Origin of the sequence: Streptomyces sp. NPDC090025 (assembly GCF_044748125.1) — a bacterium.
Taxonomy (GTDB): domain Bacteria; phylum Actinomycetota; class Actinomycetes; order Streptomycetales; family Streptomycetaceae; genus Streptomyces.
This window is the reverse complement of record NZ_JBIVFL010000001.1, coordinates 1,302,855-1,327,338: the sequence shown is the minus strand read 5'-3', so window position 1 is coordinate 1,327,338 and position 24,484 is coordinate 1,302,855. Positions and strand designations below refer to the sequence as shown.

Sequence of the window (24,484 nt, the reverse complement as noted above, 5' to 3'; positions counted from 1 at the left end):
CGACTGGCTGCACACCTACAATCACCACCGCGGACACACCGCACTCACAGGCAAACCACCCGCCAGCCGCGTCCCCAACCTCACAGGGCAATACACCTAGCCCTTCGTCCGTACCCCGGACCCACTCCCCGACGCACCCCTCGCACCACTCGGCCCCGGAGGGCCTCCCGGGCATCGGGCCGCTGCGGCGGCCTCCGACCGCCGGGCTCAGCCCTTTGTCCGTACTCCGGTCAACGCCGTCACGACCGGGTCCAGCGCCTGCTGGATCTCCTCGCCGATCGAGCGGAAGAACGTGATCGGCGCGCCGTACGGGTCGTTGACCTCGTCCGCCTCCGCCGACGGGGCGAGCAGCCAGCCGCGCAGCGCCGCCGCCGCGCGGACCAGGGCGCGGGCGCGGTCGACCGTGTTGTGGCCGTCGCGGGGGTCCGGCAGGGTCGCCGGGTCTATGGCGCGGACGAGGCGGGTGAACTCCTTCAGGGTGAAGGTGCGCAGGCCCGCCGAGTGGCCCATCGAGATGACCTGGGCCCGGTGGTCCCGGGTCGCCGTGAGGACCAGGTCCGCGCGGATCACGTGCTCGTCGAGGAGCTCGCGGCCCACGAAGCCGCTGTAGTCCGCGCCGAAGTCGGCCAGGACCTGCTCCGCGTTGCTCTCCATCGGCGCACCCTCGTGCCCCCAGGTGCCCGCGCTCTCCACGATCAGGCCGCCGACCAGCGGGTCGTCGAGCCGGTGGATCAGGGCATGCCGGGTCAGCCGCTCGGTGATCGGCGAGCGGCACACGTTGCCGGTGCTGACGTGGAGGATGCGGAAGGTCTTGCCGTCGAACTCGTGCCCCGCTATGCCACGCCCCTCAGGGGCGGTCAATTCGCCACCTCGAGGTCGGGTACCACCTTCCGGAGCTCGTCCGCCGACAGTGCCCCCTCCCGCAGCAGCACCGGGACCTTGCCGGTGACGTCGACGATCGACGACGGCACGATGCCGGGGGTCGGACCGCCGTCGAGGTAGACGGAGACGGCGTCGCCGAGCATGCCCTGGGCCGCGTCGCAGTCCTCCGGGGACGGGTGCCCGGTCAGGTTCGCCGAGGACACCGCCATCGGGCCGACCTCGGTGAGCAGCTCGATCGCGACCGGGTGCAGCGGCATCCGGATCGCGACGGTGCCCCGGGTGTCACCGAGGTCCCACTGCAGCGACGGCTGGTGCTTGGCGACCAGCGTCAGGGCGCCCGGCCAGAACGCGTCGACCAGTTCCCACGCCATCTCGGAGAAGTCGGTCACGAGCCCGTGCAGCGTGTTCGGCGAACCGATGAGGACCGGCGTCGGCATGTTCCGGCCGCGCCCCTTCGCGTCCAGCAGGTCCGCGACCGCCTCCGCGCTGAACGCGTCCGCCCCGATGCCGTACACGGTGTCGGTGGGCAGCACGACCAGTTCGCCCCGGCGTACGGCGGACGCGGCCTCACGCAGACCCGTCGCACGGTCCGTCGCCTCGTTGCAGTCGTATCGCCGAGCCATCAGTCCCGGTCCTCCTCGTACACGTCGTGCCTGGTCATGGGGTGGCCTTGCGGGCGGTCGCGAAGCGCGGCCGGTTGTTCAGATCGGGGTGGTCGGCGGCGTCCGTCCAGCCGGCCTCCTCGTTGAAGATCCACGGCACCTGGCCGCCCTGCGTGTCCGCGTGCTCGATCACGACGAGCCCGCCGGGCCGCAGCAGCCGGTGCGCGGTCCGCTCGATGCCCCGGATGGTGTCGAGGCCGTCCTCGCCGGAGAACAGCGCCATCTCCGGGTCGTGGTCGCGGGCCTCGGGGGCCACGTACTCCCACTCGGTGAGCGGGATGTACGGCGGGTTGGAGATGACCAGGTCGACCTGGCCGTCCAGCTCGGGCAGCGCGCTGAGCGCGTCGCCCTGGTGCACGGTGACCCGCGAGCCCTCGGCGTTCTTCCGGGTCCACACCAGTGCGTCGTCGGACAGCTCGACGGCGTGCACGCGCGAGCGCGGCACCTCCTGCGCCATGGCGAGGGCGATCGCGCCGGAGCCGGTGCACAGGTCGACGATGAGCGGTTCGACGACGTCCATCGCGCGCACGGCGTCTATGGCCCAGCCGACGACCGACTCGGTCTCCGGGCGGGGCACGAACACGCCGGGGCCGACCTGGAGCTCCAGGTAGCGGAAGAACGCGCGGCCGGTGATGTGCTGGAGCGGCTCGCGCGCCTCGCGACGCGCGACGGCCTCCCAGTAGCGGGCGTCGAAGTCCGCGTCCTTGACGTTGTGCAGCTCCCCCCGCTTGACGCCGTGCACGAACGCGGCGAGCTCCTCGGCGTCGAAACGCGGTGAGGGAACGCCGGCGTCGGCCAGCCGCTGGGTGGCCTGGGCCACCTCGGCAAGCAGCAGGTTCACGCTGGTCCTCCGTGGTGCGGGTGGGGGCTTTACGAGGGTGACGCGGGGGTGACTCGGTGGTCCGGGCGGTGCTGACGGCCGGACCCTGACGGCCGGCACCGGACGCCGCCCGGTGCCGGCCGACGCCGACGGGCTACGCGGCGGCGAGCTTCGCCGCGGAGTCCGCGTCGACGCATGCCTGGATGACCGCGTCGAGCTCGCCGTCGAGCACCTGGTCCAAGTTGTACGCCTTGAAGCCGACCCGGTGGTCCGAGATGCGGTTCTCGGGGAAGTTGTACGTCCGGATCTTCTCGGAGCGGTCGACCGTGCGGACCTGGCTGCGGCGCGCGTCGGCGGCCTCGGCCTCGGCCTTCTCCTGGGCGGCGGCGAGCAGCCGGGAGCGCAGGATGCGCATGGCCTGCTCCTTGTTCTGGAGCTGGCTCTTCTCGTTCTGGCAGGAGGCGACGATGCCGGTCGGCAGGTGCGTGATGCGGACGGCGGAGTCGGTGGTGTTGACCGACTGGCCGCCGGGGCCCGACGAGCGGTAGACGTCGATGCGCAGGTCGTTGGCGTGGACCTCGACCTCGACCTCCTCGGCCTCGGGCGTGACGAGCACACCGGCGGCGGAGGTGTGGATGCGGCCCTGCGACTCGGTCGCGGGCACGCGCTGCACGCGGTGCACGCCGCCCTCGTACTTCAGTCGCGCCCAGACGCCCTGGCCGGGCTCGGTGGCCCCGTTGCCGCCCTTGGTCTTCACGGCGACCTGGACGTCCTTGTAGCCGCCGAGCTCGGACTCGGTGGCGTCGATGATCTCGGTCTTCCAGCCGATCCGCTCGGCGTAGCGCAGGTACATCCGCAGCAGGTCACCGGCGAACAGGGCGGACTCGTCGCCGCCGGCGCCGGCCTTGATCTCCAGGATGACGTCCTTGTCGTCGCTGGGGTCGCGCGGGACGAGCAGCAGCCGCAGCTTCTCGGTCAGCTCCTCGCGGTGCTTCTCCAGCTCCTTGACCTCGGCGGCGAAGTCGGGGTCGTCGTGCATCAGCTCGCGCGCCGTCTCGATGTCGTCCCCGTCCTGCTTCCAGGAGCGGTAGGTGGCGACGATCGGGGTCAGCTCGGCGTACCGCTTGTTCAGCTTGCGCGCGTTCGCCTGGTCGGCGTGGACCGAAGGGTCGGCGAGCTTCTTCTCGAGGTCGGCGTGCTCGCCGACCAGTTCCTCGACCGCCTCGAACATCGGGGGCTCCTGGTCTTTCGTCAGTTGCTACGGGACGGCAAAGCGCCGGTCCCGGCCACCCCGCGCGGGGGCGGCCGAGAACCGGCGCAGTGGCTCGCTACTTCTTGGCGGAGCCGGCAGCCTTGCCGAAGCGGGCCTCGAAGCGGGCGACGCGGCCGCCGGTGTCGAGGATCTTCTGCTTGCCCGTGTAGAACGGGTGGCACTCGGAGCAGACCTCGGCACGGATGGTGCCGTCGGTCAGGGTGCTACGAGTGGTGAACGACGCGCCACAGGTGCAGCTGACCTGGGTCTCGACGTACTCGGGGTGGATCTCGCGCTTCAAGGTGTCTCCTAGTTTCGGGAGGGCTCCGGGTCGCCCGTGCGGGGTGCACATGCGTGAACCGGGGCCGACGTACCAGTCTGCCAGGACCGGCCGCATCTCCCAAAACCGGGGTCGTCGCGGAACTATTCCCGGCGGGTCCGCGGCGCCCCCGGGGTACGGCCAGGGGCGGCCCGGGGCGGCACGGCGGGCTACTTCACCAGGCCCTCGGCCTGGCCGGTGGCGGCGTCCTTGGTGGCGCTCGCGGGGATCGGCTTGTCGGCCTTGAGCGCCTTCCAGACCTGGTCGGCCTTGGCCTCGATGGGCCGGACCCGGTTGGGGTCGACGGGGTCGTACTCGACGGGCAGCGTGACCATCTGCACGTCCTTGGCGCCGATCCCGGACAGTCCCTTGGCGAAGCCCATCAGCTCGTTCACGGAGTCGAGCTCGGAGTCGGGCGTGATGGCCTTGGTGGCGGTGTCGGCGAGGTCGAGCAGGGTCTTGGGGTTGGTGAACACCCCGACGCTCTTGACCTGTTCGATGAACGCCTTCATGAACGCCTGCTGGAGCTGGATGCGGCCGAGGTCGCTGCCGTCGCCGACGCTCTTGCGGGTGCGGACCAGGCCGAGGGACTGCTCGCCGTCGAGGGTGTGGGTGCCCGGTTCGAGGTCGAGGTGGCTCTTGGAGTCCTTGATCGCCTTGGTGGTGGTGACCTTCACGCCGCCGAGCTCGTCGATGAGCTTCTTGAAGCCGGTGAAGTCGACCTCGATGTAGTGGTCCATGCGGATGCCGGACATCGCCTCGACGGTCTTCACGGCGCAGGCCGGGCCGCCGACCTCGTACGCGGTGTTGAACATGGCCCGGTGCTGGGCGGGCGTGGTGTTGCCCTTGTCGTCGGTGCACTGCGGACGGTCGACGAGGGTGTCGCGCGGGACGGAGACGACGGACGCCTTCTTGTGGCCCTCGTACACGTGCACGATCATCGCGGTGTCGGAGCGGGCGCCGCCCTCGTCCTTGCCGTACTCGTCGTTGGCGCCGGAGCGCGAGTCGGAGCCGAGGACCAGGATGTCCATCGAGCCGTTGTCGACGTTGACGGGCCGGTCCTTGCCGAGCTGCCCGTTGATGTCGACGCCCTTGATGTTGCCGTTGAGCTTGAAGTACACGTACCCGAGTCCGGAGCCGCCGACGAGCACGAGCACGGCGGCACCCCAGGCGACGGCGCTCGCGGCGCGGCGCCCCTTGGCGGGCGGCTTGCGACGGCGGCCGTTGCCGCGTATTCGGCCGCTGCTGTGCTGCTCGGTCATCGTCTCCCCTAGGGCCTGTGATTCACCTTGTGTGACGGCGAACCACCCAAAAGGGTTGCACACGACCCTGTGAGGTTTCGGTGAGCGACGGCCCGTAACACGACCGCGCCCACCGTGCGGACACGGCGGGCGCGGTCGTTTGCGCAGGTCACGAAGAGATCACGGGCCTGGGGCCCGGTCCCGGCGTGTGACCGAGGTCTCCCGGAGCGGGGAAACGTCAGTCGTTGCTGCCGCCGGGCGTCGTCTTCTGGATCTGGAGCAGGAACTCGGCGTTCGACTTCGTCTGCTTCAGCTTGTCGATGAGCAGCTCGATCGCCTGCTGCTGGTCGAGCGCGTGCAGCACACGACGCAGCTTCCAGGTGATGGAGAGCTCGTCGCTGCTGAGCAGGATCTCCTCCTTGCGGGTGCCCGAGGCGTCGACGTCGACGGCCGGGAAGATCCGCTTGTCGGCGAGCTTGCGGTCGAGCTTGAGCTCCATGTTGCCGGTGCCCTTGAACTCCTCGAAGATCACCTCGTCCATCCGCGAGCCGGTGTCGACCAGCGCGGTGGCCAGGATGGTCAGCGAGCCGCCGTCCTCGATGTTGCGCGCGGCACCGAAGAAGCGCTTCGGCGGGTAGAGCGCGGTCGAGTCGACACCACCGGACAGGATGCGGCCGGAGGCCGGGGCGGCGAGGTTGTACGCGCGGCCCAGACGGGTGATCGAGTCGAGCAGCACGACCACGTCGTGGCCCAGCTCCACCAGGCGCTTGGCGCGCTCGATGGCGAGCTCGGCGACGGTGGTGTGGTCCTCGGCCGGACGGTCGAAGGTCGAGGAGATGACCTCGCCCTTGACCGACCGCTGCATGTCGGTGACCTCTTCCGGACGCTCGTCGACCAGGACGACCATCAGGTGGCACTCGGGGTTGTTGTGGGTGATCGCGTTGGCGATCGCCTGCATGATCATGGTCTTGCCGGTCTTCGGCGGGGCCACGATCAGACCGCGCTGGCCCTTGCCGATCGGCGACACGAGGTCGATGATCCGCGTGGTCAGCACACCCGGGTCGGACTCCAGACGGAGCCGGTCCTGCGGGTAGAGCGGCGTCAGCTTGTTGAACTCGGGGCGGCCGCGGCCGGACTCCGGCGCCATGCCGTTGACCGAGTCGAGGCGCACCAGCGCGTTGAACTTCTCGCGGCGCTCGCCCTCCTTCGGCTGCCGCACCGCACCGGTGACGTGGTCACCCTTGCGCAGGCCGCTCTTGCGGACCTGGGCGAGCGAGACGTACACGTCGTTCGGGCCGGGCAGGTAGCCGGAGGTACGGATGAACGCGTAGTTGTCGAGGATGTCGAGGATGCCGGCGACGGGGATCAGCACGTCGTCGTCGGAGACCTGCGGCTCGCCGGTCGCGAAGTCGTCGCGGCCACGACGGCCACGGCGGTCGCGGTAGCGGCCACGACGGCCGCGACGGCCGCCGTCGAAGTCGTCGTCGTCCTGCGGGCCCGCGCCGCCGCCCTGCGGGCCGCCGGCCTGCCCCTGCTGCTGACCGCCCTGGCGGTCCTGACCACCCTGGCGGTCCTGCCGGTCCTGACGGTCCTTGCGCTGGCCGCCCTGGCCACCGCCCTGGCCGCCGGCCTGCTGGTCGTCGCCCTTGCGGTCGCGCTGCCGGTCACGGCGGTCGCGACGGTCACGACGGCCACGGCCCTCGCCGTCCGCGTCGGCCTGGGCGTCGCCCTTGGCCTCGGTGCGGGACTCGGCGGTACGGGTCTCGGTGGCGCGCGCCTCGGTCTTGACGGTCTCGGCGGCCTTGGCGTCGACGCCGTCCGGCGAACCGGCCGGGGCGGTGGCGCGACGGCGGCGGCGCTCGCCGGTCTGGGCGGCGTCGCCCGCGGGCTGGCCGGGGATCTCGATCTGCTGGGCGGCGGCGGGCTCGCCCTGCTCGGCCTTCTCGGCCTTCGGCGCGGCGGCTTCGGCGGTCTCGCCGGTGCGGGCCTTGGAGGTGGCGCGGCGCTTCGGCTTGGTCTCGGCGGCGTCGCCGGACGTGGCGGGCGCGGCGGCGGGGGCGCCGCCCCCGGCCTGCGCCTCCTTGATGACCTCGATCAGCTGGCTCTTGCGCATCCGCGCGGTGCCCCTGATGCCGAGGCCGGACGCGACCTGCTGCAGCTCGGCCAGGACCATGCCCTCGAGGCCGGTGCCGGAGCGGCGGCGCCGTGCGGTGGTGCCAGTGGCAGCACCTTCGGCGGGCGCGGCGGTGTCGACACTGTTGTCGGCAGTCACGCCCATCAGATCGGTGGTGTCGCTCACGAAGGGTCCTTCCCTGGAGCGGACGTCGGCCATCTGGCTCGGCGACCGGTTGTGCTGTCCGGCAGCGGTCCTGCTTGGCGAACCGTGTCGGGGCGGTGGTCCCGCCGGGTGTACGGCGGAAAAGAGAAAAGTGCTGTGTCCGGCCCGAGCCCCCTGCTCGGCCCTCAGCGGAGAAAGCGAGGGGTGTCGTGCCGGTTCCGGAGCGTGCTCGAATCTGCTCAGGCAGGCTGCTCAGGCAGTGGAGGAGGCTCCCGGAAGAATTGATGGTCCCGAGGGGGACACTGAGCACCGCGCCTTGAAGACGTCGGGTGCAGACTTGAGGTTAACACTACCGGCTCCAACAAACATTCCCCCTCTCCGTCACCGGCAATCCGTGTCCGCGCGGCCCCGGTCGGGGGGCCGCGCGGCTGCCCGTCAGGGCGCCAGCGGCAGCACGCTCGCGCCGGGCATGTCGAGGTCGAGCCGGTTCGCGGCCCAGCCGTCGCCCGCCAGGAGGGCGACCTTGTCGGCGGTCGCGGGCTCGGCGAGCGCGAGCACCGTGGGGCCCGCGCCGGAGATGACCGCGGGCACTCCGTCGGCGCGCAGCCGGTTCACCAGGGCGAGGCTCTCCGGCATCGCGGGCGCCCGGTACTCCTGGTGCAGCCGGTCCTCGGTGGCGGCGAGCAGCAGTTCGGGGCGGCGGGTGAGGGCCTCGACGAGCAGGGCGGCGCGACCCGCGTTGGCGGCGGCGTCGACGTGCGGGACGGTGCGCGGCAGCAGGCCGCGGGCGGTCTCCGTCAGTACGGGCTTCCCGGGGACGAAAACCACCGGAACGATGGAATCCGAGGGATCCATCCTGATCGCCCGCGCGGCGCCGGACTCGGTCCAGGCGAGGGTGAATCCACCGAGCAGACAGGCGGCGACGTTGTCGGGGTGGCCCTCGATCTCGGTGGCCAGTTCGAGCAGCGCCGTGTCGTCGAGGCGGGTGTCGCCGCCTATGGTCACGGCGCGGGCGGCGACGATGCCGGCGCAGATGGCGGCGGAGGAGGAACCGAGGCCGCGGCCGTGCGGGATGCGGTTGGCGCAGACGACCTCGAGGCCGCGGGGCTGACCGCCGAGCAGGTCGAACGCCGTGCGCATCGAGCGGACGAGCAGGTGGCTCTCGTCGCGCGGCAGGTTGTCGGCGCCCTCGCCGGCGATGTCGACGTGCAGCCCGGCGTCGGCGACCCGGACGACGACGTCGTCGTAGAGCCCCAGCGAGAGCCCGAAGGCGTCGAAGCCCGGGCCGAGGTTGGCGCTGGTGGCGGGAACGCGCACCCGTACGGCGGCGGCGCGGAAGGCGGGACCGGCCATCGCTCGATGACTCTCCTTGACGTGCGGACTTGCGGAATTGTTCGGAGGACGTACGGAGAACCCGGGCGCCGCTCGCCCCCTGGGGCGGCGACGGCAACGACACGACGCATATGCGTCGGGGCGGGTTCGGTACAGCCTATCGAAGGAAGGTTCTGTCGCGACATAGGGCGCACAGGAGGCGCACGATGCGTGTCGCGCGCCAACCTGTGCGCCTATGTAGGTTCCTGATCGGGTTTGACCCGGGGTCAGGTTCGGGGCCGGGAAGGCCCCGAGGCCCGGTGAAGCGATGTTTTCCGGCCGTTCTCACGACCGGAAATCATCGCCGGGGGCCGTGTCGTGCGTCGGTTCAGGCCAGCCCGAGGCGCTCGGCGGCGGCCGCCGCGTCGACCGGGACGGTGACCGGCTGCGGGGCACCGGCGACGGCCCAGTCGGGGTCCTTCAGGCCGTTGCCCGTGACCGTACAGACGATCTTCTGACCCGGGTCGACCTTGCCCTGCGCGACGGCCTTCAGCAGACCGGCGACCGACGCGGCCGACGCGGGCTCCACGAAGACGCCCTCCTGCGCGGCCAACAGGCGGTACGCCTGCAGGATCTCACGGTCCGTCACCTCGTCGATGAAGCCGCCCGACTCGTCGCGCGCGGCGATCGCCTGGCGCCACGAGGCCGGGTTGCCGATGCGGATCGCGGTGGCGATCGTCGACGGGTCCTTGACGACCTCGCCGCGCACCAGCGGCGCCGAACCGGACGCCTGGAAGCCCCACATGCGCGGGGTGTGCGTCGCGAGGCCGTCGGCGGCGTACTCGGTGTAGCCCTTCCAGTAGGCCGTGATGTTGCCCGCGTTGCCGACCGGCAGGACGTGGATGTCGGGGGCGTCGCCGAGCATGTCGACGATCTCGAACGCGGCCGTCTTCTGGCCCTCGATGCGCACCGGGTTCACCGAATTGACCAGCGCCACCGGGTAGTTCTCGGAGAGGCCGCGGGCCAGCGTGAGGCAGTCGTCGAAATTGCCGTCCACCTGGAGGATCTTCGCGCCGTGCACCAGGGCCTGGCCCATCTTGCCGAGCGCGATCTTGCCCTGCGGCACCAGGACGGCGGACACCATCCCGGCGCGCACCGCGTACGCGGCGGCCGAGGCCGAGGTGTTGCCGGTGGACGCGCAGATGACCGCCTGCGCGCCCTCCTCCTTGGCCTTGGAGATGGCCATCGTCATGCCCCGGTCCTTGAAGGAGCCGGTGGGGTTGGCGCCCTCGACCTTGAGGTGCACCTCGCAGCCCGTGCGCTCGGAGAGCACCTGAGCGGGGACGAGCGGCGTACCGCCCTCACGGAGCGTGACGACCGGCGTCGTGTCCGTGACCGGAAGACGGTCCCGGTACTCCTCGATGATGCCGCGCCACTGGTGGGTGCCCTTGCTGGTCATGGGTCCTTTACTCCCCTTCAACACGCATGATGCTGGCGACACCGTGCACGGTGTCGAGCTTGCGCAGCGCTTCGACGGTCCCGGAGAGGGCGGCGTCGGGCGCGCGGTGGGTGACGACGACGAGGGAAGCCTCGCCGCCGCCGTCGGGCCTGCCCTGCTGGCGGACCGTGTCGATGGACACACCGTGCTCGGCGAAGACCGTCGCCACCTGGGCGAGCACACCCGGCTTGTCGGCCACGTCGAGGCTGATGTGATAGCGCGTCACCACGTCGCCCATGGGGCTCACGGGCAGCTGGGTGTACGCGGAGTCGCCGGGGCCGTTCGCCCCGTTGAGCTTGTTGCGGCAGACGGCGACCAGGTCGCCGAGGACCGCGGACGCGGTCGGCGAACCGCCCGCGCCGGGGCCGTAGAACATGAGCCGCCCGGCGGCCTCCGCCTCGACGAAGACCGCGTTGTACGCCTCGCGGACGGAGGCGAGCGGGTGGCTGAGCGGGATCATCGCCGGGTGCACGCGCGCCGTGACGGAGCCGCCGTCGGCGGCCCGCTCGCAGATGGCGAGCAGCTTGATGGTGCAGCCCATCTGCTTGGCGGAGGCGAAGTCGGCGGCGGTGACCTCGGTCATGCCCTCGCGGTACACGTCGTCGAGCCGGACCCGGGTGTGGAAGGCGATCCCGGCCAGGATGGCGGCCTTGGCGGCGGCGTCGAAGCCCTCGACGTCGGCGGTCGGGTCGGCCTCGGCGTACCCGAGCGCGGTGGCCTCGTCGAGCGCCTCGGAGTATCCGGCGCCGGAGGTGTCCATCTTGTCGAGGATGAAGTTGGTGGTGCCGTTGACGATGCCCATCACCCGGTTGATCTTGTCGCCGGCGAGGGACTCGCGCAGCGGCCGGATCAGCGGGATGGCGCCGGCGACGGCGGCCTCGTAGTAGAGGTCCTCGCCGTGGTCGACGGCCGCGGAGTGCAGGGCCGCGCCGTCCTGGGCGAGCAGCGCCTTGTTCGCGGAGACGACGGAGGCGCCGTGCTCGAACGCGGTGGTGATGAGGGTGCGGGCGGGCTCGATGCCGCCGATGACCTCGACGACGACGTCGATGTCGCCGCGTTTGACGAGGGCGGTCGCGTCCGTGGTGATCAGCTCGGCGGGAATGCCGCCGCGCACCTTGTCGGGACGGCGGACGGCCACACCGGCGAGCTCGACCGGGGCGCCGATGCGCGCGGCGAGGTCGTCGGCGTGCGTCGTCATGATGCGCGCCACCTCTGAGCCGACCACTCCACAGCCCAGCAGCGCCACCTTCAGCGGACGCGTACGCATCATCCGACCTCGTCTCTCGTCTTTCTCGTCAATCATGTGGAGCTCGCGCCGCCCCGGCCGGGAGTTTCCGGCCGACACCGCGCCGGGAACCAGTCTCACTCACCGGACGGGCGATTCCTCACCCGGTCCGGATCGTGAGACATGAATTCCACCACCTGACAATTCCGTCACTCGACTATTTCATCACCCGACGTCGAGACGCAGGAGATCTTCCTCCGTCTCACGCCTCACGATGACCTGCGCGTCGCCGTCCCGCACGGCGACGACCGGCGGTCGCAGCGCGTGGTTGTAGTTGCTGGCCATGGACCGGCAGTACGCGCCGGTGGCGGGTACGGCGATCAGGTCGCCGGGCGCCAGGTCGGCGGGCAGGAACGCGTCCCGTACGACGATGTCACCGCTCTCGCAGTGCTTGCCGACCACCCGGACGAGCATCGGCTCCGCGTCACTGGTCCGGGACACCAGGGCGACGCTGTACTCGGCGTCGTACAGCGCGGTCCGGATGTTGTCGGACATGCCGCCGTCCACGGAGACGTACGTGCGCAGCCCGTCGAGCGGCTTGATGGTGCCCACCTCGTACAGCGTGAAGGCGGTCGGCCCGACGATGGCGCGGCCCGGCTCGACGGAGATCCGCGGCGTGCGCAGCCCGGCGGCCTCGCACTCGCGGGTGACGATCTCGGTGAGCGCCTTGGCGATGTGCTGCGGCTCGCGCGGGTCGTCGTCGGAGGTGTAGGCGATGCCGAGGCCGCCGCCGAGGTCGATCTCGGGCAGCTCGACGCCGTGCTCGTCGCGGACCTCGGCGAGCAGTCCGACGACGCGGCGGGCGGACACCTCGAAGCCGGCCATGTCGAAGATCTGCGAGCCGATGTGCGAGTGGATGCCGATGAGTTCCAGGCCGTCGAGGCTCAGCGCGCGGCGGACGGCCTCGGCGGCCTGCCCGCCGGCCAGCGCGATGCCGAACTTCTGGTCCTCGTGCGCGGTGGCGATGAACTCGTGGGTGTGCGCCTCGACGCCGACGGTGACCCGGATCTGCACCCGCTGGCGCTTGCCGAGCGACTGCGCGATGTGCGCGACCCGGACGATCTCCTGGAAGGAGTCGAGGACGATCCGGCCGACCCCGGCCTCGACGGCCCGGCGGATCTCGTCCTCGCTCTTGTTGTTGCCGTGGAAGGCGATCCGCTCGGCGGGCATCCCGGCGGAGAGCGCGGTGCTCAGCTCGCCGCCGGAGCAGACGTCGAGGTTCAGGCCCTCCTGGGCGAGCCAGCGGACGATCGCGCGGGACAGGAACGCCTTGCCCGCGTAGAAGACGTCGGCGTCCTTGCCGAAGGCGTCGGCCCAGGCGCGGCAGCGGACCCGGAAGTCCTTCTCGTCGAGGAAGTAGGCGGGGGTGCCGAACTCCTCGGCGAGCCGGGTGACCGGGATCCCGCCGACCGTGGCGACCCCGTCGGCGTCCCGGCCGACGGTCCGCGACCAGACCTTGGGGTCGAGCCGGTTGAGGTCGGCGGGCGGCGCGGAGTAGTGCCCCTCGGGCAGGACGTCGGCGTGGCGGGGTCCGGCGGGGTGGGCGGAGCGGCTCATGGGATGTCGTCCTTCAGATCTGTTCGGGTGCGCTGATGCCGAGCAGGGCGAGGCCACCGGCGAGCACCGTCCCGGCGGCTTCGGCGAGCGCGAGCCGGGCGCGGTGGGCGGCCGAGGGTTTCTCGTCGCCGAGCGGCAGGACGGTGTGCTGGTACGCGAGGAGCGCGTCGGCGACGACCTCGAGGTGCCGCGCGAGCCGGTCGGGCGCGCGGAGCCGGGCGGCGGAGAGGAGGACGGCGGGATGGTCCCGGAGCGCGCCGAGCAGTACGTCGCCGTTGTCGTCGCTCCGCCGCTCGTTCTCACTCTCGCTCTCGTACCCGTGCTCGTAGGCGGGGGTGAAGCCGAGCTGTGCGGCGTTCACGAGGAGCCGGCGGGCCCGGGAGTGGGCGTACCGGACGCGGAAGAGCGGGTTGCGCTCGTGCTGGACGAGGAGGGGCGGGAGGGCGAGCGCGTGGTCGTGGACGGCGGGCCGGAGGAGGGCCCAGCGGACGGCGTCGGAGTCGCCGTCGAAGTCGCCTTCGGGGGCGGGGGCGGGGGGTGAGGTCCGGCCGGGCGCGGGCAGTACGGGGAGGGGGTCGCCTTCGGGGGCGGGGGCGGGGGGTGAGGTCCGGCCGGGCGCGGGCAGTACGGGGAAGGAGGCACCGTCGGGCTCGGGGGCCAGGTCGGCGTCGGCGCCCTGGTGGCGGAGCAGCCGCAGGACGGTGTCGGTGACGACCCGGGCGCGGTGCTCGTCGGCGGGCCGCAGCCGGACCCGCTCTCCGGCGAGCGCGTCGGATGCGCCGTACGCCCGCCCGGCCTGCCGGATCTCGGCGACGACCTGCCGGCCGCCGCCCCCGTCGAGGGTGAAGTTGAGGAACCCGGGCCCGGTGATGTCGACGGCCTTGATCCCGGGGGCTCCTTCGAGCCGCTCCCGCAGGATCCGCGCGACCTCCCCGGCCGCCCGCCCGGCGGGCCCGGCGAGCCGCAGCGCGACGCTGGTCGCGTAGTCCCCGGTGCCGCCGCCGCGCGGCCGCTCGACCTTGACGGCGTCGGGCGCGGGCACGTCGACCCGCAGCGCACCGTCGTCGACCGCGCGGCGCACGGCGTGCAGCACGGTGAGGGAGAGGTCCGCGGGGGTCACGGGACCAGCGTAGGGGAGGAGGGGGGTGGGGAGGCGAACCGGTTTCGGCATGTGGGCAGGGGGTGCGGGCCCGCGACGGAGCCCCTGTTCGGGAACCCTCTCCGAGCCCTCTCCCTGATCTATGCCTGATCTATGCCTGATCTGTCTCTGGAACTCTCTGCAGAACCCTCTAGAACTCGCTGCGCGAACAGGTGGACCCGACTGCGGGCGGCTCCTCGGAGCCGTCGTGCCCGGTCCCGTCCCCACCGTCACCACGCCGGCGCCGCTCGCGGTGCATGAGCTGCCGGACGACCTGGACCAGCTCGGACGGCTCGAAGGGCTTGGCGAGAAACGCGTCGACGCCGGAGACCGCTCCCCCGCCGTCCGTCTCGTACTCGGTGCAGGCACTGATGATCGCCACCGGCAGATGCCGGGTCCGCGGATCCTCGCGCAGCCGCGCGGCCGTCCGCAGCCCGTCGAGCCGGGGCATGACGACATCGAGGGTGACGACGTCCGGCCGCACCTCGTGCACGACATCCAGACACTCGGCACCATCGGCCGCGGTCACGACCTCGAACCCCTCGAGTTCGAGATTGACCCTGATCAGCTGACGGATCACCCGGTTGTCATCCACAACCAGCACCCGCCCGGACACGCCTGACACCCCTCGAGAGTAGGTCGCCCCACCCACCGGCGTCCGGGTTTTGCCCACTTCTGACCCGTGCGAGCGAACACCCCCCTGGTGACACCACGGAAATACCTGTTCATGGGCACCCTCGGGGAGCTGGTAGGGTTCTACCCGTCGCCAAGAGAACGCGGCAGACGCCCCCGTAGCTCAGGGGATAGAGCAACGGCCTCCGGAGCCGTGTGCGCAGGTTCGAATCCTGCCGGGGGCACTTCGCAGGAAGTGCCACACAGACCCCGTGGTCAGCGGAAACGCTGAGTACGGGGTCTTGTTGTATGTGCGGGCGGTGATGTCGACGGGGCCGATGGACCGTCAGGCCGCCTTTTCGCTCTCCGGCGCCAGCCTGGATGTGACCAGCGCCAGGTGGTGGGAGGTCGCCCAGGCGCGCCACTCCGTGCCGCCGCCCGCCTTGGGGCGTCTTCCGGTCGCGCAGTCGACGAGCTGGGCGTCGTGGTGGATCACCGCTGTCGACCGACTTCTCGGGAACGCAGTCAGGTTGTGGCGCCAGCGCCACGGGCGCAGCGCGTGCAGGGCGAGCACCGCGCGATCCGCCAGTCTGTCCCGCTCGAAGTCCGAATCCACCGGGCCGGCGTCGAGGAGGAGGTCGACCTGCTCGGGTTCGAGGCGGAGCGCCTTGAGCAGGGCGCGGATCCTGGCGGGGTCCGGGAGCCGGTCGGACGTGTCGACGGCGACGGGGATACGCAGACAGGCCCCGTTCCGGTGGGCCGTCGCCGCCTGTGCGGCCTCGGCCAGCACGTCGTCCTCCCCCGGCACGGCCCGCGCCGGGCTTGAACTCATGCCCGCCCCATCGGAGTGTGACGAGAACCGGCCTTCCCGAAAAGCAGTACAAAAAGGCCACTTGGCCGATTCGGGAGTTGGGCCGGGCCTGCCGGGCCGTCCTGTCGGGCAGGGCGACCGGCACGGCGAGCGGCGCGGCGAGCGCGCGGTTTCGGACGGCGGGTGGGTGAGTTCGGCGTTCCCGCCCGGCGGGAGGGCGGGGAGGGTCACAATGCGTGCATGGGTGATGACGATCCGGTGGCGCTGGTGAGTGAGGCCGACGCGGTGCAGGCGGCGGTGCGGTATCCGTCGCTGGCCGTGCGGGGGGCCTTGTTCGGGATTGCGGTGTGCGGGGAGGACGGGGTCTGGACGCTGGTCAAACCGGTGCGGGAGCCGACCGCGCAGTGTGCGCGGGACTCGTTGAACTCGCTGCTGTGGTTCCGGGCCAAGGACGACACCGACGACCCGGCCGAGCGGCGGGAGTTGCTCGCCGCGGTCGACGTCCTGGAGCGGGAGACCGTCAACGAGGTGCGGGTGCTCGGGGAGCGGTTCCGGGTGGTGCGCGGGGACGAGGTGGCGCGGTCCGGGCCCGAGGGGCTCGAACCGCCGCGGCCCACCGACGTGGAGCCCCTCGACCCGAACTGGGACAAGCGCCGCCCCCAGCCCACCCCGCCCGACGAGGGCTTCACCCTCGACCCCGCGCGCAAGCTCGGGCGGGTGGCGGAGTCGCTGCGGTCGAGCCTGCGCGAGTTCAGCTATTTCGGCGCGCGCTACCCGGCCGAGGTCCGCGACGAGTCCACCGACGCCCTGCTCTCCCACCCCGATGTGGTGCTGCTCCCCACCACGTTCGGCATCGTCGAAAAGTCCGGCGCCCGCTGGGAGCCGCAGGGCTCCATCATGCCGACCCCGCACGAGGCCCGCGCCTTCCTCTGTGACGTACTCACCGAACTCTGGCCGATGATGTACGAGTTCGACGACGAGCGGCGAGCCCGCTACCAGCGCGCCGCCGACGAGTTCCGGGCCCGCGGCCGGTCCAACGAACTCACCCTGGAAGGCCGCCTGTTCCGTGTCTTCCGGGCCGAACGCATGGTCCGCTTCGGCCCCGACGGACCCGAGCCGCCGCGCTCCACCGACGTCGATCAGTACGGGCCGATGAAGCTCCACCCCACCATGGACGAGAACGGCGTCATCCACCACGAGGCCGACCCCGCGGGCGAGTAGGCCGACGGCGGTGCTCAGAGGCGGTGCACGGTCGGCGGCGGGCCCGCCGCCGACGCCACCGCCATCGCCCCGTGGTGCGCCGGGCCGCAGTCCACGTCGTACAGCGTCCAGCCCGGCGGGGGCGCCGCGGCCGACGGGCGGACGTCGTCCAGGTGCGGGGCGCGGCCCAGGCCGGTGCCGAGGCCCTTCAGGTACGCCTCCTTGCGCGCCCAGATCCGGCCGAACGCGAGGGCCTGCCGGAACGGGTCCCGCTCGGCGGCGAGTTCGGCGCGTTCGGCCGGGTGCAGGACAGTCGTCAGGTCGGGTACGGCCGCCGGGTCGGGCCGGGCCTCCACGTCCGCGCCCACCGGCACCGGCGCCGTCGCGATCAGCACCCGGCCGCGGGTGTGCGAGAGCGAGAAGTGCAGCGGCGGCTCGGTCAGGCCCGGTACGTCGAGCGCGGGGCGGCCGTGCGGCTCGCCGCAACAGGGGCAGGGCTCGCGCCGGAAGACCAGCTCCGCCGGGCGGACGTCGAGGAGTTCGCCCAGCACCCGGCGCAGTGCGACGTGCGCCGCCGTATAGAGGACACGGTCCTCGGCCCGTACGAACGCCGCCGCCCTGGCCCGCTCCCGCTCGTCCAGGACCGCCATCGCCCCGGCCGCCCGAACGGGGCCCGCCGCCGCCTCGTCCAGTTCCAGCAGCCAGGCTTCCGCCCCCGTCGCCCCCGTCGCCCGCATCGGGCCCCCTCCCACCTCGCCTCACCTCGTACGACCGTATCCCGTACCCGGGTCAGCGGTGGGCTCAGGCCGTGCGCTTGCGCGGGGTCGCCTTCTTCGCGGTCGTCTTCGCGGTCGTCTTCGCGGTCGTCTTCTTCGCCGCTGTCTTCTTCGACGTCGACTTGGCCGTCGGCTTGGCCGTCGTGGTCGATTTGGCCGACGTCGACTTCTTCGCCCCCGTCTCCTTAGGCGTCGTCCCGCGCGAGCGCGGCCGCAACCGCGTCACCGGCGCCGCCTCCCCCGCCTCCGCCGTCTCGCCCCGCGCCTCCTTCGCCGCCCGCACGCTGCTTTCGAGCGCCGCCATCAGGTCGATCACCTGTCCCCCGCCGTCCGCGTCCGCCTCCGGCGGGACCACCCCCGCGCCGCCCTCCGCCTTCGCCGCGATCATCTCCTCCACGGCCTCGCGGTAGTCGTCGTGCAGGGTCGAGATGTCGACTTCTCCCAGCGTCGCCATCAGCGCGTCCGCCAGGTCGAGTTCGGCCTCCCTGACCTGCACCGGGGTCTCCGGCGCGACGCCCTCGGGGGCGCGGATCTCGTCCGGCCAGAGCAGCCCGTGCATGGCGATCACGTCGTCGACCACCCGCAGCATCCCGAGCCGTTCCCGGCCGCGCAGCGCGTATTTCGCCACCGCCACCTTCTCGCTGCGCTTCAGCGCCTCGCGGAGCAGGGTGTACGGCTTGGCGGCGGGGACGCCGTTGGCGGAGAGGTAGTACGCGGCGTCCATCTGGAGCGGATCGATCTCACCGGCCGGCACGAAGGCCACGATCTCGATCGTCTTCGCCGTCGGCAGCGGCAGCGCCGCCAGGTCCTCGTCGGTGATCGGGATCATGGTCCCGTCGGCGTCCTCGTACGCCTTCCCGATCTCCGCCTGGGTGACCTCGGCGCCGTCCAGCTCGCACACCTTGCGGTAGCGGATCCGGCCGCCGTCCTCCGTGTGGATCTGCCGGAAGGAGACCGAGCGGCTCTCGGTGGCGTTGACCAGCTTGATCGGGATGCTGACCAGGCCGAAGGATATGGCGCCGTTCCAGATGGATCGCACCTTTATCCCCTTTCACGCCGAAGGTGGGGGAATCGTGGGATTCTCATCGTATGACGCCCATCACCGAGGTGGCGGGGCGGCGGCTGAGCCTCAGCAACCTCGACAAGGTCCTCCACCCCGCCACCGGCACCACCAAGGGCGAGCTGCTGCACTACTACGCCACCGTCGGGCCCGCGATCCTGCCGCACCTGCGGGACCGGCCGGTCTCCTTCCTCCGCTACCCGGACGGCCCCGACGGCCAGCTGTTCTTCACCAAGAACCCGCCGCCCGGCACACCCGCCTGGGTGACGACGGCCCCCGTGCCGCGCTCGGACGCGCCCCGGGCCCGGCAGCCGGTGATCCAGGACCTGCCGTCGCTGATGTGGGCGGCGAACCTGGTGGTCGAGTTCCACACCCCGCAGTGGCGGGACGGGGCGCCCGGCCTCGCCGACCGGCTCGTACTCGACCTCGACCCCGGGCCGCCCGCGACCGTCGTCGAGTGCTGCCGGGTCGCCCTCCACCTGCGCGAACGGCTGGCCGCCGACGGACTCACGGCGTACGCGAAGACCTCCGGCGCCAAGGGGCTGCACCTGCTCGTGCCGCTGGTCCCGGCGCCCTCGCCCGAGGTGTCGGCGTACGCGCGCGAGCTCGCCGTCACGGCCGAGGCCGAGCTGCCGCGGCTCGTGCTGCACCGGATGACGAAGGCCCTGCGCCCGGGGAAGGTCTTCGTCGACCACAGCCAGAACGCCGCCGCGAAGACCACCGCCACCCCCTACACCCTGCGGGCCCGGCCGCTGCCGGCCGTCTCCGCGCCGGTGACCTGGGACGAGGTCGAGGAGACGGCGGAGCGCGGCACGCCGGACCGGCTCGTGCTGCTGCTCGGGGACATGGCGGACCGGCTCGACCGGTACGGGGAGCTGCTCGCACCTCTGTTCGATCCCGAGGTGGCGGGCGCCCTGCCGGCCTCGGGGACAGGACGATCCTCATGAGCGGGTCCACCCGGGAGGACGGAACCGCCGCCCCCGGCGACATCGTGCTGCGCCCGCCCGTCGACGTCATGCGGCCCCGCGCCGCCGACCGGCTCCCCGGGCAGGGCTCGGTCCCCGGCGGCCTGCAGTACTCCCTCAAGCTGGACGGCTTCCGCGCCCTCGCCTTCGTCCTCGCCGACCGCCAGGTCTTCCTCCAGTCCCGCAACCGGCGCGACCTGGCCCCCGAGTTCCCCGCCATCGCCGCCTACCTGGGCGCGCGGCTGCCGCCCGGCATCGTCCTGGACGGCGAGCTCTGCGCGTACCGCGACGGACGGCTCAGCTTCACCGACCTGCTGCGCACCCACCGCGAGCGCGAGCGGGCGGGCGTGCCCGTCTCGTTCATCGCCTTCGACCTGCTCGCGCTGCCCGGCCACGATCTGCGCACCCGGCCGCTGCGGGAGCGCTGGGAGCTGCTCGGCGCGGCGCTCGACGGGACCGGGCCGCCGTTGCAACGGGTGCTCGCCACCGAGGACGAGACCACCGCCCGCGAGTGGTTCGGCGCGCTGCGCGACGCCGGGGTGGAGGGGGTGGTGGCGAAGGCGTGGAACTCGGCGTACCGGCCCGGCGGCGCCACCTGGGCCTGGCGCAAGGTCCGCCAGTCCGACACCCAGGACGCCCTCCTTGTCGGGGTGTTCGGGCCGCCGGACCGGCCGCACGCGCTGCTCGTCCGGCTGCCGGACGGGCGCGAACTGCGCACCACGCCCCGGCTCACCGGCGCGCAGGCCCGCGAGGTCGCCGAACTGACCGCGCCCGCGCTGCGCCCCGCCGCCGACGACGCAGCCGTACGACCGCCCGTACGGCCGCCCGTACGACCGCCCGTACGGCCACCCGTCGACCATCCGGAGCACGGCCCGGTACGGCCGCTCGACCCGCCCGCCACCGTGGAGCTCCTGCTCATCGCCGGGCGCCAGGACACCGCGCGCTTCGTCCGGGTGCGGGAGGACGCGCCCTGGCCCGAGGACCCGGCCGAGGGCCCGACCGGGGACCACGCCGGGAACGCGGGCCCGGCCGGGGAGCCCCCCGACCGCCCGGGCCGGGCCGCCTGACGGGCCAGGGCGCCCCGCCCCCGCGCGCCCCACCCCGCTCGCCCCCCGCGCGCCCCCTGACCGCCCCCGACCCACTCCCGACGCGCCCCACTGCGGGGCGAACTGGCCCAACGGCCGGAATTCGATTCCCCCGTCCCCCCGTTCCGTTCAGGACAAAGTGCCCGCGCGCCCTCCCCGCACCCCCGGTGCCGCCCCTCCGCGCACAACTGCCCATGTCCGCCGTCCCTTACGGGCGGCCCGGCGGCGGCGGAAGCGGGGCGGAAAGCGCCGTGGGCGGCGGGCCGGGGGGTCGGCGGGGCCCGAGGCGTGGCCCGGCGTGGCGCAAAGCGTGCGGCCGCGCGGGGCTCGCGGCGCCGCGTGCTGCGGGCAGGGCCTTGTTGTCGGCACGTTGGTGCACACTTGCTGCCTGGTACAGCGCTCACGGGGAAGGCGGGCTGGATGCTGACGGGGATCGAGGAGGTCGACTGGGCCTCGCTGGGCCATGCGTACGGCCCCGCGGACGACGTGCCCGAGCTGCTGCGGGGGCTCGCCTCCGCCGACCCCGCCGAGCGTGAGAACGCGCTCGACGGCATGTACGGCGCCGTGCACCACCAGGGCGACGTCTACGACTCCACCCTCGCCTGCATCCCCTTCCTCCTCGAACTCGTCGCCGACCCCACCGTCCAGGACCGCGGTGGCATCGTGGAGCTGCTCACCAGCATCGGCGGCATCGACCTGTGCGGCGACGAGGAGCTGGACGAACTCGACCCGGACGACGAGGAGTTCATACCGGCCGCGAACTACGCGATGGCCGCCGCCGCGGTGGCCGCCGGGTCCGACGTGTTCCTCGGCCTGGTCGACGACCCCGATCCGGAGGTGCGGCTGGCCGCGCCCTGCGCGCTCGCGTCGCTGCACGGCGATCCGGTACGGGTGCTCGACCTGCTGCGCGAGCGGCTCACCGTGGAGCGGGACACCGAGGTGCGGCTGGCACTCGTCGCCGCCGTCGGGCGGCTCGCGCTGCGGCACGAGACGCTGCGCGCCGAGACCGTCGACTGGCTGTCGTGGCTGTCCCGGGCCGCGCAGGCGCCGGGCCTGCGGCTCGCCGCGCTCGCGCAGCTCGCCCGGGTCGCGCCGGGCGAGATCCCGTACGACGTGGTGGAGCGGGTGACGGCGCTGCTCGACGAGGTCCGGACGGCCCCGGCGGACGGCACGGGCGGCGCGGGGTCCGGCCCCGGCGGCGCCCCCGACGAGTTCGACGGCTACGGCCCCTTCGATCTCGACCTGGAGCTCGGCCTCGACGTCGGCCTCGACGTCGGCCTCGAAGCCGAGGGCGAGGACGAGGGCGGGGCCGGGCTGCCCGCGCCGAGCCTCATCGGGCAGGTCAGGGAGCTCTTCGACGAGCAGGCCGCCGGCCGCCCCTCGCCATGGACCGAGGAGCTGCTCCGTACCCTCCACTCCGCCCTCGACGACCGGGTCGACGACCGCATCGCGCTGATCCTGGCGCAGCTGCGCAGCCCGGACTGGGGGCAGCGGTCGGACGCCATCTGGCTGTGCGGCGGTCTGATACGAGTCTGGCGCGGGCGGTACGACGAGGTGGTGCGGCTGGTCGGGGCGCAGCTCGCCGACCCCGACCCGAGGCTGCGCGAGGCCGCCACCTCCTTCCTCGAACGGCTCTTCGAGCTGGCCGGGCCCGCCGCCGACGCGCTCGCCCAGCGGCTGACCGCCGCCTCGGCGGGGCCGCTCGGGTTGCCCGGGCCCGGGGCGCGGGCCGGACGTGGCGGTGCGCTGCTCGCGCTCGCCCGGTGCGGCGACCCGCGGGCGATCCCGCTGCTCGCGCGCGCCCTGGAGGAGCGCGAGGTGCGCCGTGAGCTGCTGTACGCGGTCGACGCGCTCGGCCCCGCCGCGCTGCCGCTGGCGCCGGTGCTGCGGCGGCGGCTCGGTGAGGTGGAGCTCGACGACCTGCTGTACGACCGGGCGGCGCCGTTACTGTTCGCGCTCGGCGCGGTCCGGGGCACGCAGGCGCTGCCCGAGGTGCTGCGGGTGCTGCGCGGGGCACCGGCGAACCGGCGGGACTGGGTGCGGGAGGCGTGTCTGCGCACCCTCGCGTCGTTCGGTCCGGTGGCCCGGGAGGCGCTGCCGGACGTGCGGCGGCTGCTCGGTTCCGAGTCGGCGGCGGTGTCGTCGATGGCGGCGCGCGCGATGTGGTCGCTCGACGGGTCCCTGGACGAGGCGCTGGACGCGGTCGACCGGTGGCTGCGGCCCGGCTCCACCTCGGCCGAGTGGTGTGCGGCGGCCCGGGCGGCCGGCGCGATCGGTCCGGCGGCGGCCCGTACGGTGCCCGCGCTGCGGGCCGGGCTCGGCTCGCGGGACCTGTGGGTGCGGGTGCGGTCGGCGGCGGCGCTGTGGCGGGTCGGCGGCGACGCCGAGGTCACCCTGCCGGTGCTGCTGGCGGCCTGGGAGGAGAACCGGCACACCCGGGTGGTGGTCGCCGAGTGCTTCGCGGAGATGGGTCCGTCGGCGGCGGAGGCGGAACCGGCGATCCGCGCCGAGCTGTCGCGGCGCCGTCGGCACAACGCCCGCGAGGACGGTGCGGGCTCCCACGACGTCCACGACGACGAGAAGCTGCTCACGCTGTGCCGGGCGGCGCTGGACCAGATGGAGCGGCGGGGGTTCTAGGACCGCCCGGGTGAGGCGCGCGGGGCGTGAGGCGCGCGGGGGGCGTGACGCGCGGGGGGGGTGGTGGACGGTTTCCGGCCGCCCGGCCGCGCCCAGCCCCGCCGCGTCACCGCCCAGCCGGCCGCCCGGCCCGGCCCCGTGCACGTACAGGCCCCGTACCGGCCCCGTACAGGCCATAAGTCCCGCCCGCCCCCGCCACCCGGCCCCCGCCCGGGCTCCATCAGGCCCCCGCCCGGCCCCGTGACAGCTCCGCCGTCACACCTCCGGCTCTCCGTTACACAACCGCAAAGACGGACATTTACCTTCGAATCCGGTCACCCCTCCCCCACCGACCGGATCGGAGCCCCCCATGAGCCGCACCACCACCCACCCGGACGGCCGCCAGGACCGCGCGGACCGTCCCCGCACGGAGCGCCCGCACCCTCGCCCGCGCCGTCGTGGCGCGTTCGTCGCCGGGGCGCTCGTGCTCGCCGTCGGGGGCGGGCTGCTCGGCTGCGCCGGGGTGTCCGGGGCGTCCGGGGCCGCCGGGGTCTCCGAAACGGCCGGCAACGGCGTGCCGGACCCGGCCGTGCACAACGCCGCGGTCAAGCGGGTCGAGCGGGATCCGGCCGCCCCGATGTCCGCTTCGGAACCGAATCGCCTGGTCATACCGTCTGCGGGAGTGGATGCCGGGCCCGTACTGAAGCTCGGCCTGGACGCGAAGCAGGAGATGCAGGTGCCGTCGGTCGATCAGGCGGAGCTCGCCGGGTGGTACACGGGCAGTGTCACGCCGGGTGAGCGGGGCGCGTCCGTGGTGGTCGCGCACTACGACACCGCGCGCGGTCCCGCGCTCATGAAGGACGTCGCCAAGGTGAAGCCGGGCGCCGTGATCGAGGTGGGCCGGGACGACGGCACGACCGCCCGGTTCGAGGTCCGCGAGATCCAGCAGGTGGACAAAAAGGACTTCCCTACGAATAAGGTCTATGGGAAGACCGACCGTCCCGAGCTCCGGCTCATCACCTGTGGCGGCCCCGTCCGGGACGGCCACCGGTCCGACAACATCATCCTCTTCGCCGACCTGGTGAAGTAGGCCCCGCCGAATCAGGCCCCGCCGGT

Annotated in this window: 21 protein-coding genes, 1 tRNA gene and 1 pseudogene; 7 read left to right on the top strand and 16 right to left on the bottom strand. The window is 72.9% G+C overall.

Going from position 1 to position 24,484, the window contains the following annotated elements:
- Positions 1-100: pseudogene (locus tag ACIPXM_RS06140) on the top strand (IS481 family transposase); the annotation flags it as partial.
- A 107-nt stretch (positions 101-207) separates the two neighbouring features.
- Here ACIPXM_RS06140 and ACIPXM_RS06135 read toward each other — a convergent pair.
- From ACIPXM_RS06135 to ACIPXM_RS06075, 13 genes are all read right to left on the bottom strand, one after another.
- Positions 208-861 carry a protein-tyrosine-phosphatase gene (locus tag ACIPXM_RS06135; RefSeq protein ID WP_401652398.1) on the bottom strand — a complete coding sequence of 218 codons (654 nt, stop codon included), beginning with the start codon at positions 859-861 and terminating at the stop codon, positions 208-210.
- Positions 858-1,505: an L-threonylcarbamoyladenylate synthase gene (locus ACIPXM_RS06130; RefSeq protein ID WP_401652396.1), complete on the bottom strand. Its 648-nt coding sequence runs from the start codon at positions 1,503-1,505 to the stop codon at positions 858-860. The genes ACIPXM_RS06135 and ACIPXM_RS06130 overlap by 4 nt, the downstream gene beginning before the upstream one ends.
- Positions 1,506-1,539: 34 nt before the next feature.
- Positions 1,540-2,385, bottom strand: a complete 846-nt coding sequence (gene prmC / locus ACIPXM_RS06125) for a peptide chain release factor N(5)-glutamine methyltransferase (RefSeq protein WP_401652394.1) — start codon at positions 2,383-2,385, stop codon at positions 1,540-1,542.
- A gap of 133 nt (positions 2,386-2,518) precedes the next feature.
- Complete coding sequence (prfA, locus tag ACIPXM_RS06120) at positions 2,519-3,595, bottom strand: peptide chain release factor 1 (RefSeq protein ID WP_401652392.1); 1,077 nt, start codon at positions 3,593-3,595, stop codon at positions 2,519-2,521.
- A gap of 97 nt (positions 3,596-3,692) precedes the next feature.
- Positions 3,693-3,917: a 50S ribosomal protein L31 gene (rpmE, locus tag ACIPXM_RS06115; protein WP_309052006.1), complete on the bottom strand. Its 225-nt coding sequence runs from the start codon at positions 3,915-3,917 to the stop codon at positions 3,693-3,695.
- Between the two features lie 188 nt (positions 3,918-4,105).
- Positions 4,106-5,197, bottom strand: coding sequence for an LCP family protein (locus ACIPXM_RS06110; RefSeq protein WP_401652390.1), 1,092 nt, complete (start codon positions 5,195-5,197; stop codon positions 4,106-4,108).
- A gap of 217 nt (positions 5,198-5,414) precedes the next feature.
- Entirely contained in the window at positions 5,415-7,475 is a 2,061-nt protein-coding gene (gene rho, locus ACIPXM_RS06105) for a transcription termination factor Rho (RefSeq protein WP_401652388.1), read from the bottom strand.
- A gap of 414 nt (positions 7,476-7,889) precedes the next feature.
- Entirely contained in the window at positions 7,890-8,807 is a 918-nt protein-coding gene (thrB, locus tag ACIPXM_RS06100) for a homoserine kinase (RefSeq protein WP_401652386.1), read from the bottom strand.
- A gap of 346 nt (positions 8,808-9,153) precedes the next feature.
- On the bottom strand, positions 9,154-10,224 hold the full coding sequence (thrC, locus tag ACIPXM_RS06095) for a threonine synthase (protein ID WP_401652384.1): 1,071 nt from the start codon (positions 10,222-10,224) through the stop codon (positions 9,154-9,156).
- A 7-nt stretch (positions 10,225-10,231) separates the two neighbouring features.
- Positions 10,232-11,530, bottom strand: a complete 1,299-nt coding sequence (locus ACIPXM_RS06090) for a homoserine dehydrogenase (protein WP_401652527.1) — start codon at positions 11,528-11,530, stop codon at positions 10,232-10,234.
- Between the two features lie 183 nt (positions 11,531-11,713).
- A complete protein-coding gene (gene lysA, locus ACIPXM_RS06085) occupies positions 11,714-13,105 on the bottom strand; it encodes a diaminopimelate decarboxylase (protein WP_401652382.1) in 1,392 nt (463 codons plus the stop codon).
- 13 nt (positions 13,106-13,118) lie between these two features.
- A complete protein-coding gene (nrtL, locus tag ACIPXM_RS06080) occupies positions 13,119-14,225 on the bottom strand; it encodes an ArgS-related anticodon-binding protein NrtL (RefSeq protein ID WP_401652380.1) in 1,107 nt (368 codons plus the stop codon).
- A gap of 169 nt (positions 14,226-14,394) precedes the next feature.
- Positions 14,395-14,916, bottom strand: a complete 522-nt coding sequence (locus ACIPXM_RS06075; RefSeq protein WP_401652379.1) for a response regulator — start codon at positions 14,914-14,916, stop codon at positions 14,395-14,397.
- A 112-nt stretch (positions 14,917-15,028) separates the two neighbouring features.
- Here ACIPXM_RS06075 and ACIPXM_RS06070 point away from each other — a divergent pair.
- Positions 15,029-15,100, top strand: a tRNA-Arg gene (locus ACIPXM_RS06070).
- Positions 15,101-15,201: 101 nt separating this feature from the next.
- On the opposite strand, the gene ACIPXM_RS06065 is transcribed toward ACIPXM_RS06070, so the two are convergent.
- Positions 15,202-15,687: a hypothetical protein gene (locus ACIPXM_RS06065; protein WP_401652377.1), complete on the bottom strand. Its 486-nt coding sequence runs from the start codon at positions 15,685-15,687 to the stop codon at positions 15,202-15,204.
- 219 nt (positions 15,688-15,906) lie between these two features.
- Between ACIPXM_RS06065 and ACIPXM_RS06060 the strand changes: the two genes are divergently transcribed.
- The gene (locus ACIPXM_RS06060; RefSeq protein ID WP_401652375.1) at positions 15,907-16,887 is read left to right on the top strand and encodes a DUF5954 family protein; all 981 of its coding nucleotides are present in this window, start codon (positions 15,907-15,909) and stop codon (positions 16,885-16,887) included.
- A 14-nt stretch (positions 16,888-16,901) separates the two neighbouring features.
- Here ACIPXM_RS06060 and ACIPXM_RS06055 read toward each other — a convergent pair whose 3' ends face one another.
- Together ACIPXM_RS06055 and ACIPXM_RS06050 are read right to left on the bottom strand one after the other, a co-directional pair.
- Positions 16,902-17,603: a 4'-phosphopantetheinyl transferase family protein gene (locus ACIPXM_RS06055; protein WP_401652373.1), complete on the bottom strand. Its 702-nt coding sequence runs from the start codon at positions 17,601-17,603 to the stop codon at positions 16,902-16,904.
- A gap of 64 nt (positions 17,604-17,667) precedes the next feature.
- Positions 17,668-18,681, bottom strand: coding sequence for a Ku protein (locus ACIPXM_RS06050; RefSeq protein ID WP_401652371.1), 1,014 nt, complete (start codon positions 18,679-18,681; stop codon positions 17,668-17,670).
- 50 nt (positions 18,682-18,731) lie between these two features.
- Here ACIPXM_RS06050 and ligD point away from each other — a divergent pair, with 50 nt between their 5' ends.
- The 4 genes from ligD (at position 18,732) to ACIPXM_RS06030 (ending at position 24,458) form a co-directional block, all read left to right on the top strand.
- Positions 18,732-19,649 carry a non-homologous end-joining DNA ligase gene (gene ligD / locus ACIPXM_RS06045; protein WP_401652369.1) on the top strand — a complete coding sequence of 306 codons (918 nt, stop codon included), beginning with the start codon at positions 18,732-18,734 and terminating at the stop codon, positions 19,647-19,649.
- Positions 19,646-20,734, top strand: coding sequence for a DNA ligase (locus ACIPXM_RS06040; RefSeq protein ID WP_401652367.1), 1,089 nt, complete (start codon positions 19,646-19,648; stop codon positions 20,732-20,734). The genes ligD and ACIPXM_RS06040 overlap by 4 nt, the downstream gene beginning before the upstream one ends.
- A 438-nt stretch (positions 20,735-21,172) precedes the next feature.
- Complete coding sequence (locus ACIPXM_RS06035) at positions 21,173-23,389, top strand: PBS lyase (RefSeq protein WP_401652365.1); 2,217 nt, start codon at positions 21,173-21,175, stop codon at positions 23,387-23,389.
- A 349-nt stretch (positions 23,390-23,738) separates the two neighbouring features.
- Positions 23,739-24,458: a class F sortase gene (locus ACIPXM_RS06030; RefSeq protein WP_401652363.1), complete on the top strand. Its 720-nt coding sequence runs from the start codon at positions 23,739-23,741 to the stop codon at positions 24,456-24,458.
- Positions 24,459-24,484: the final 26 nt, after the last annotated feature.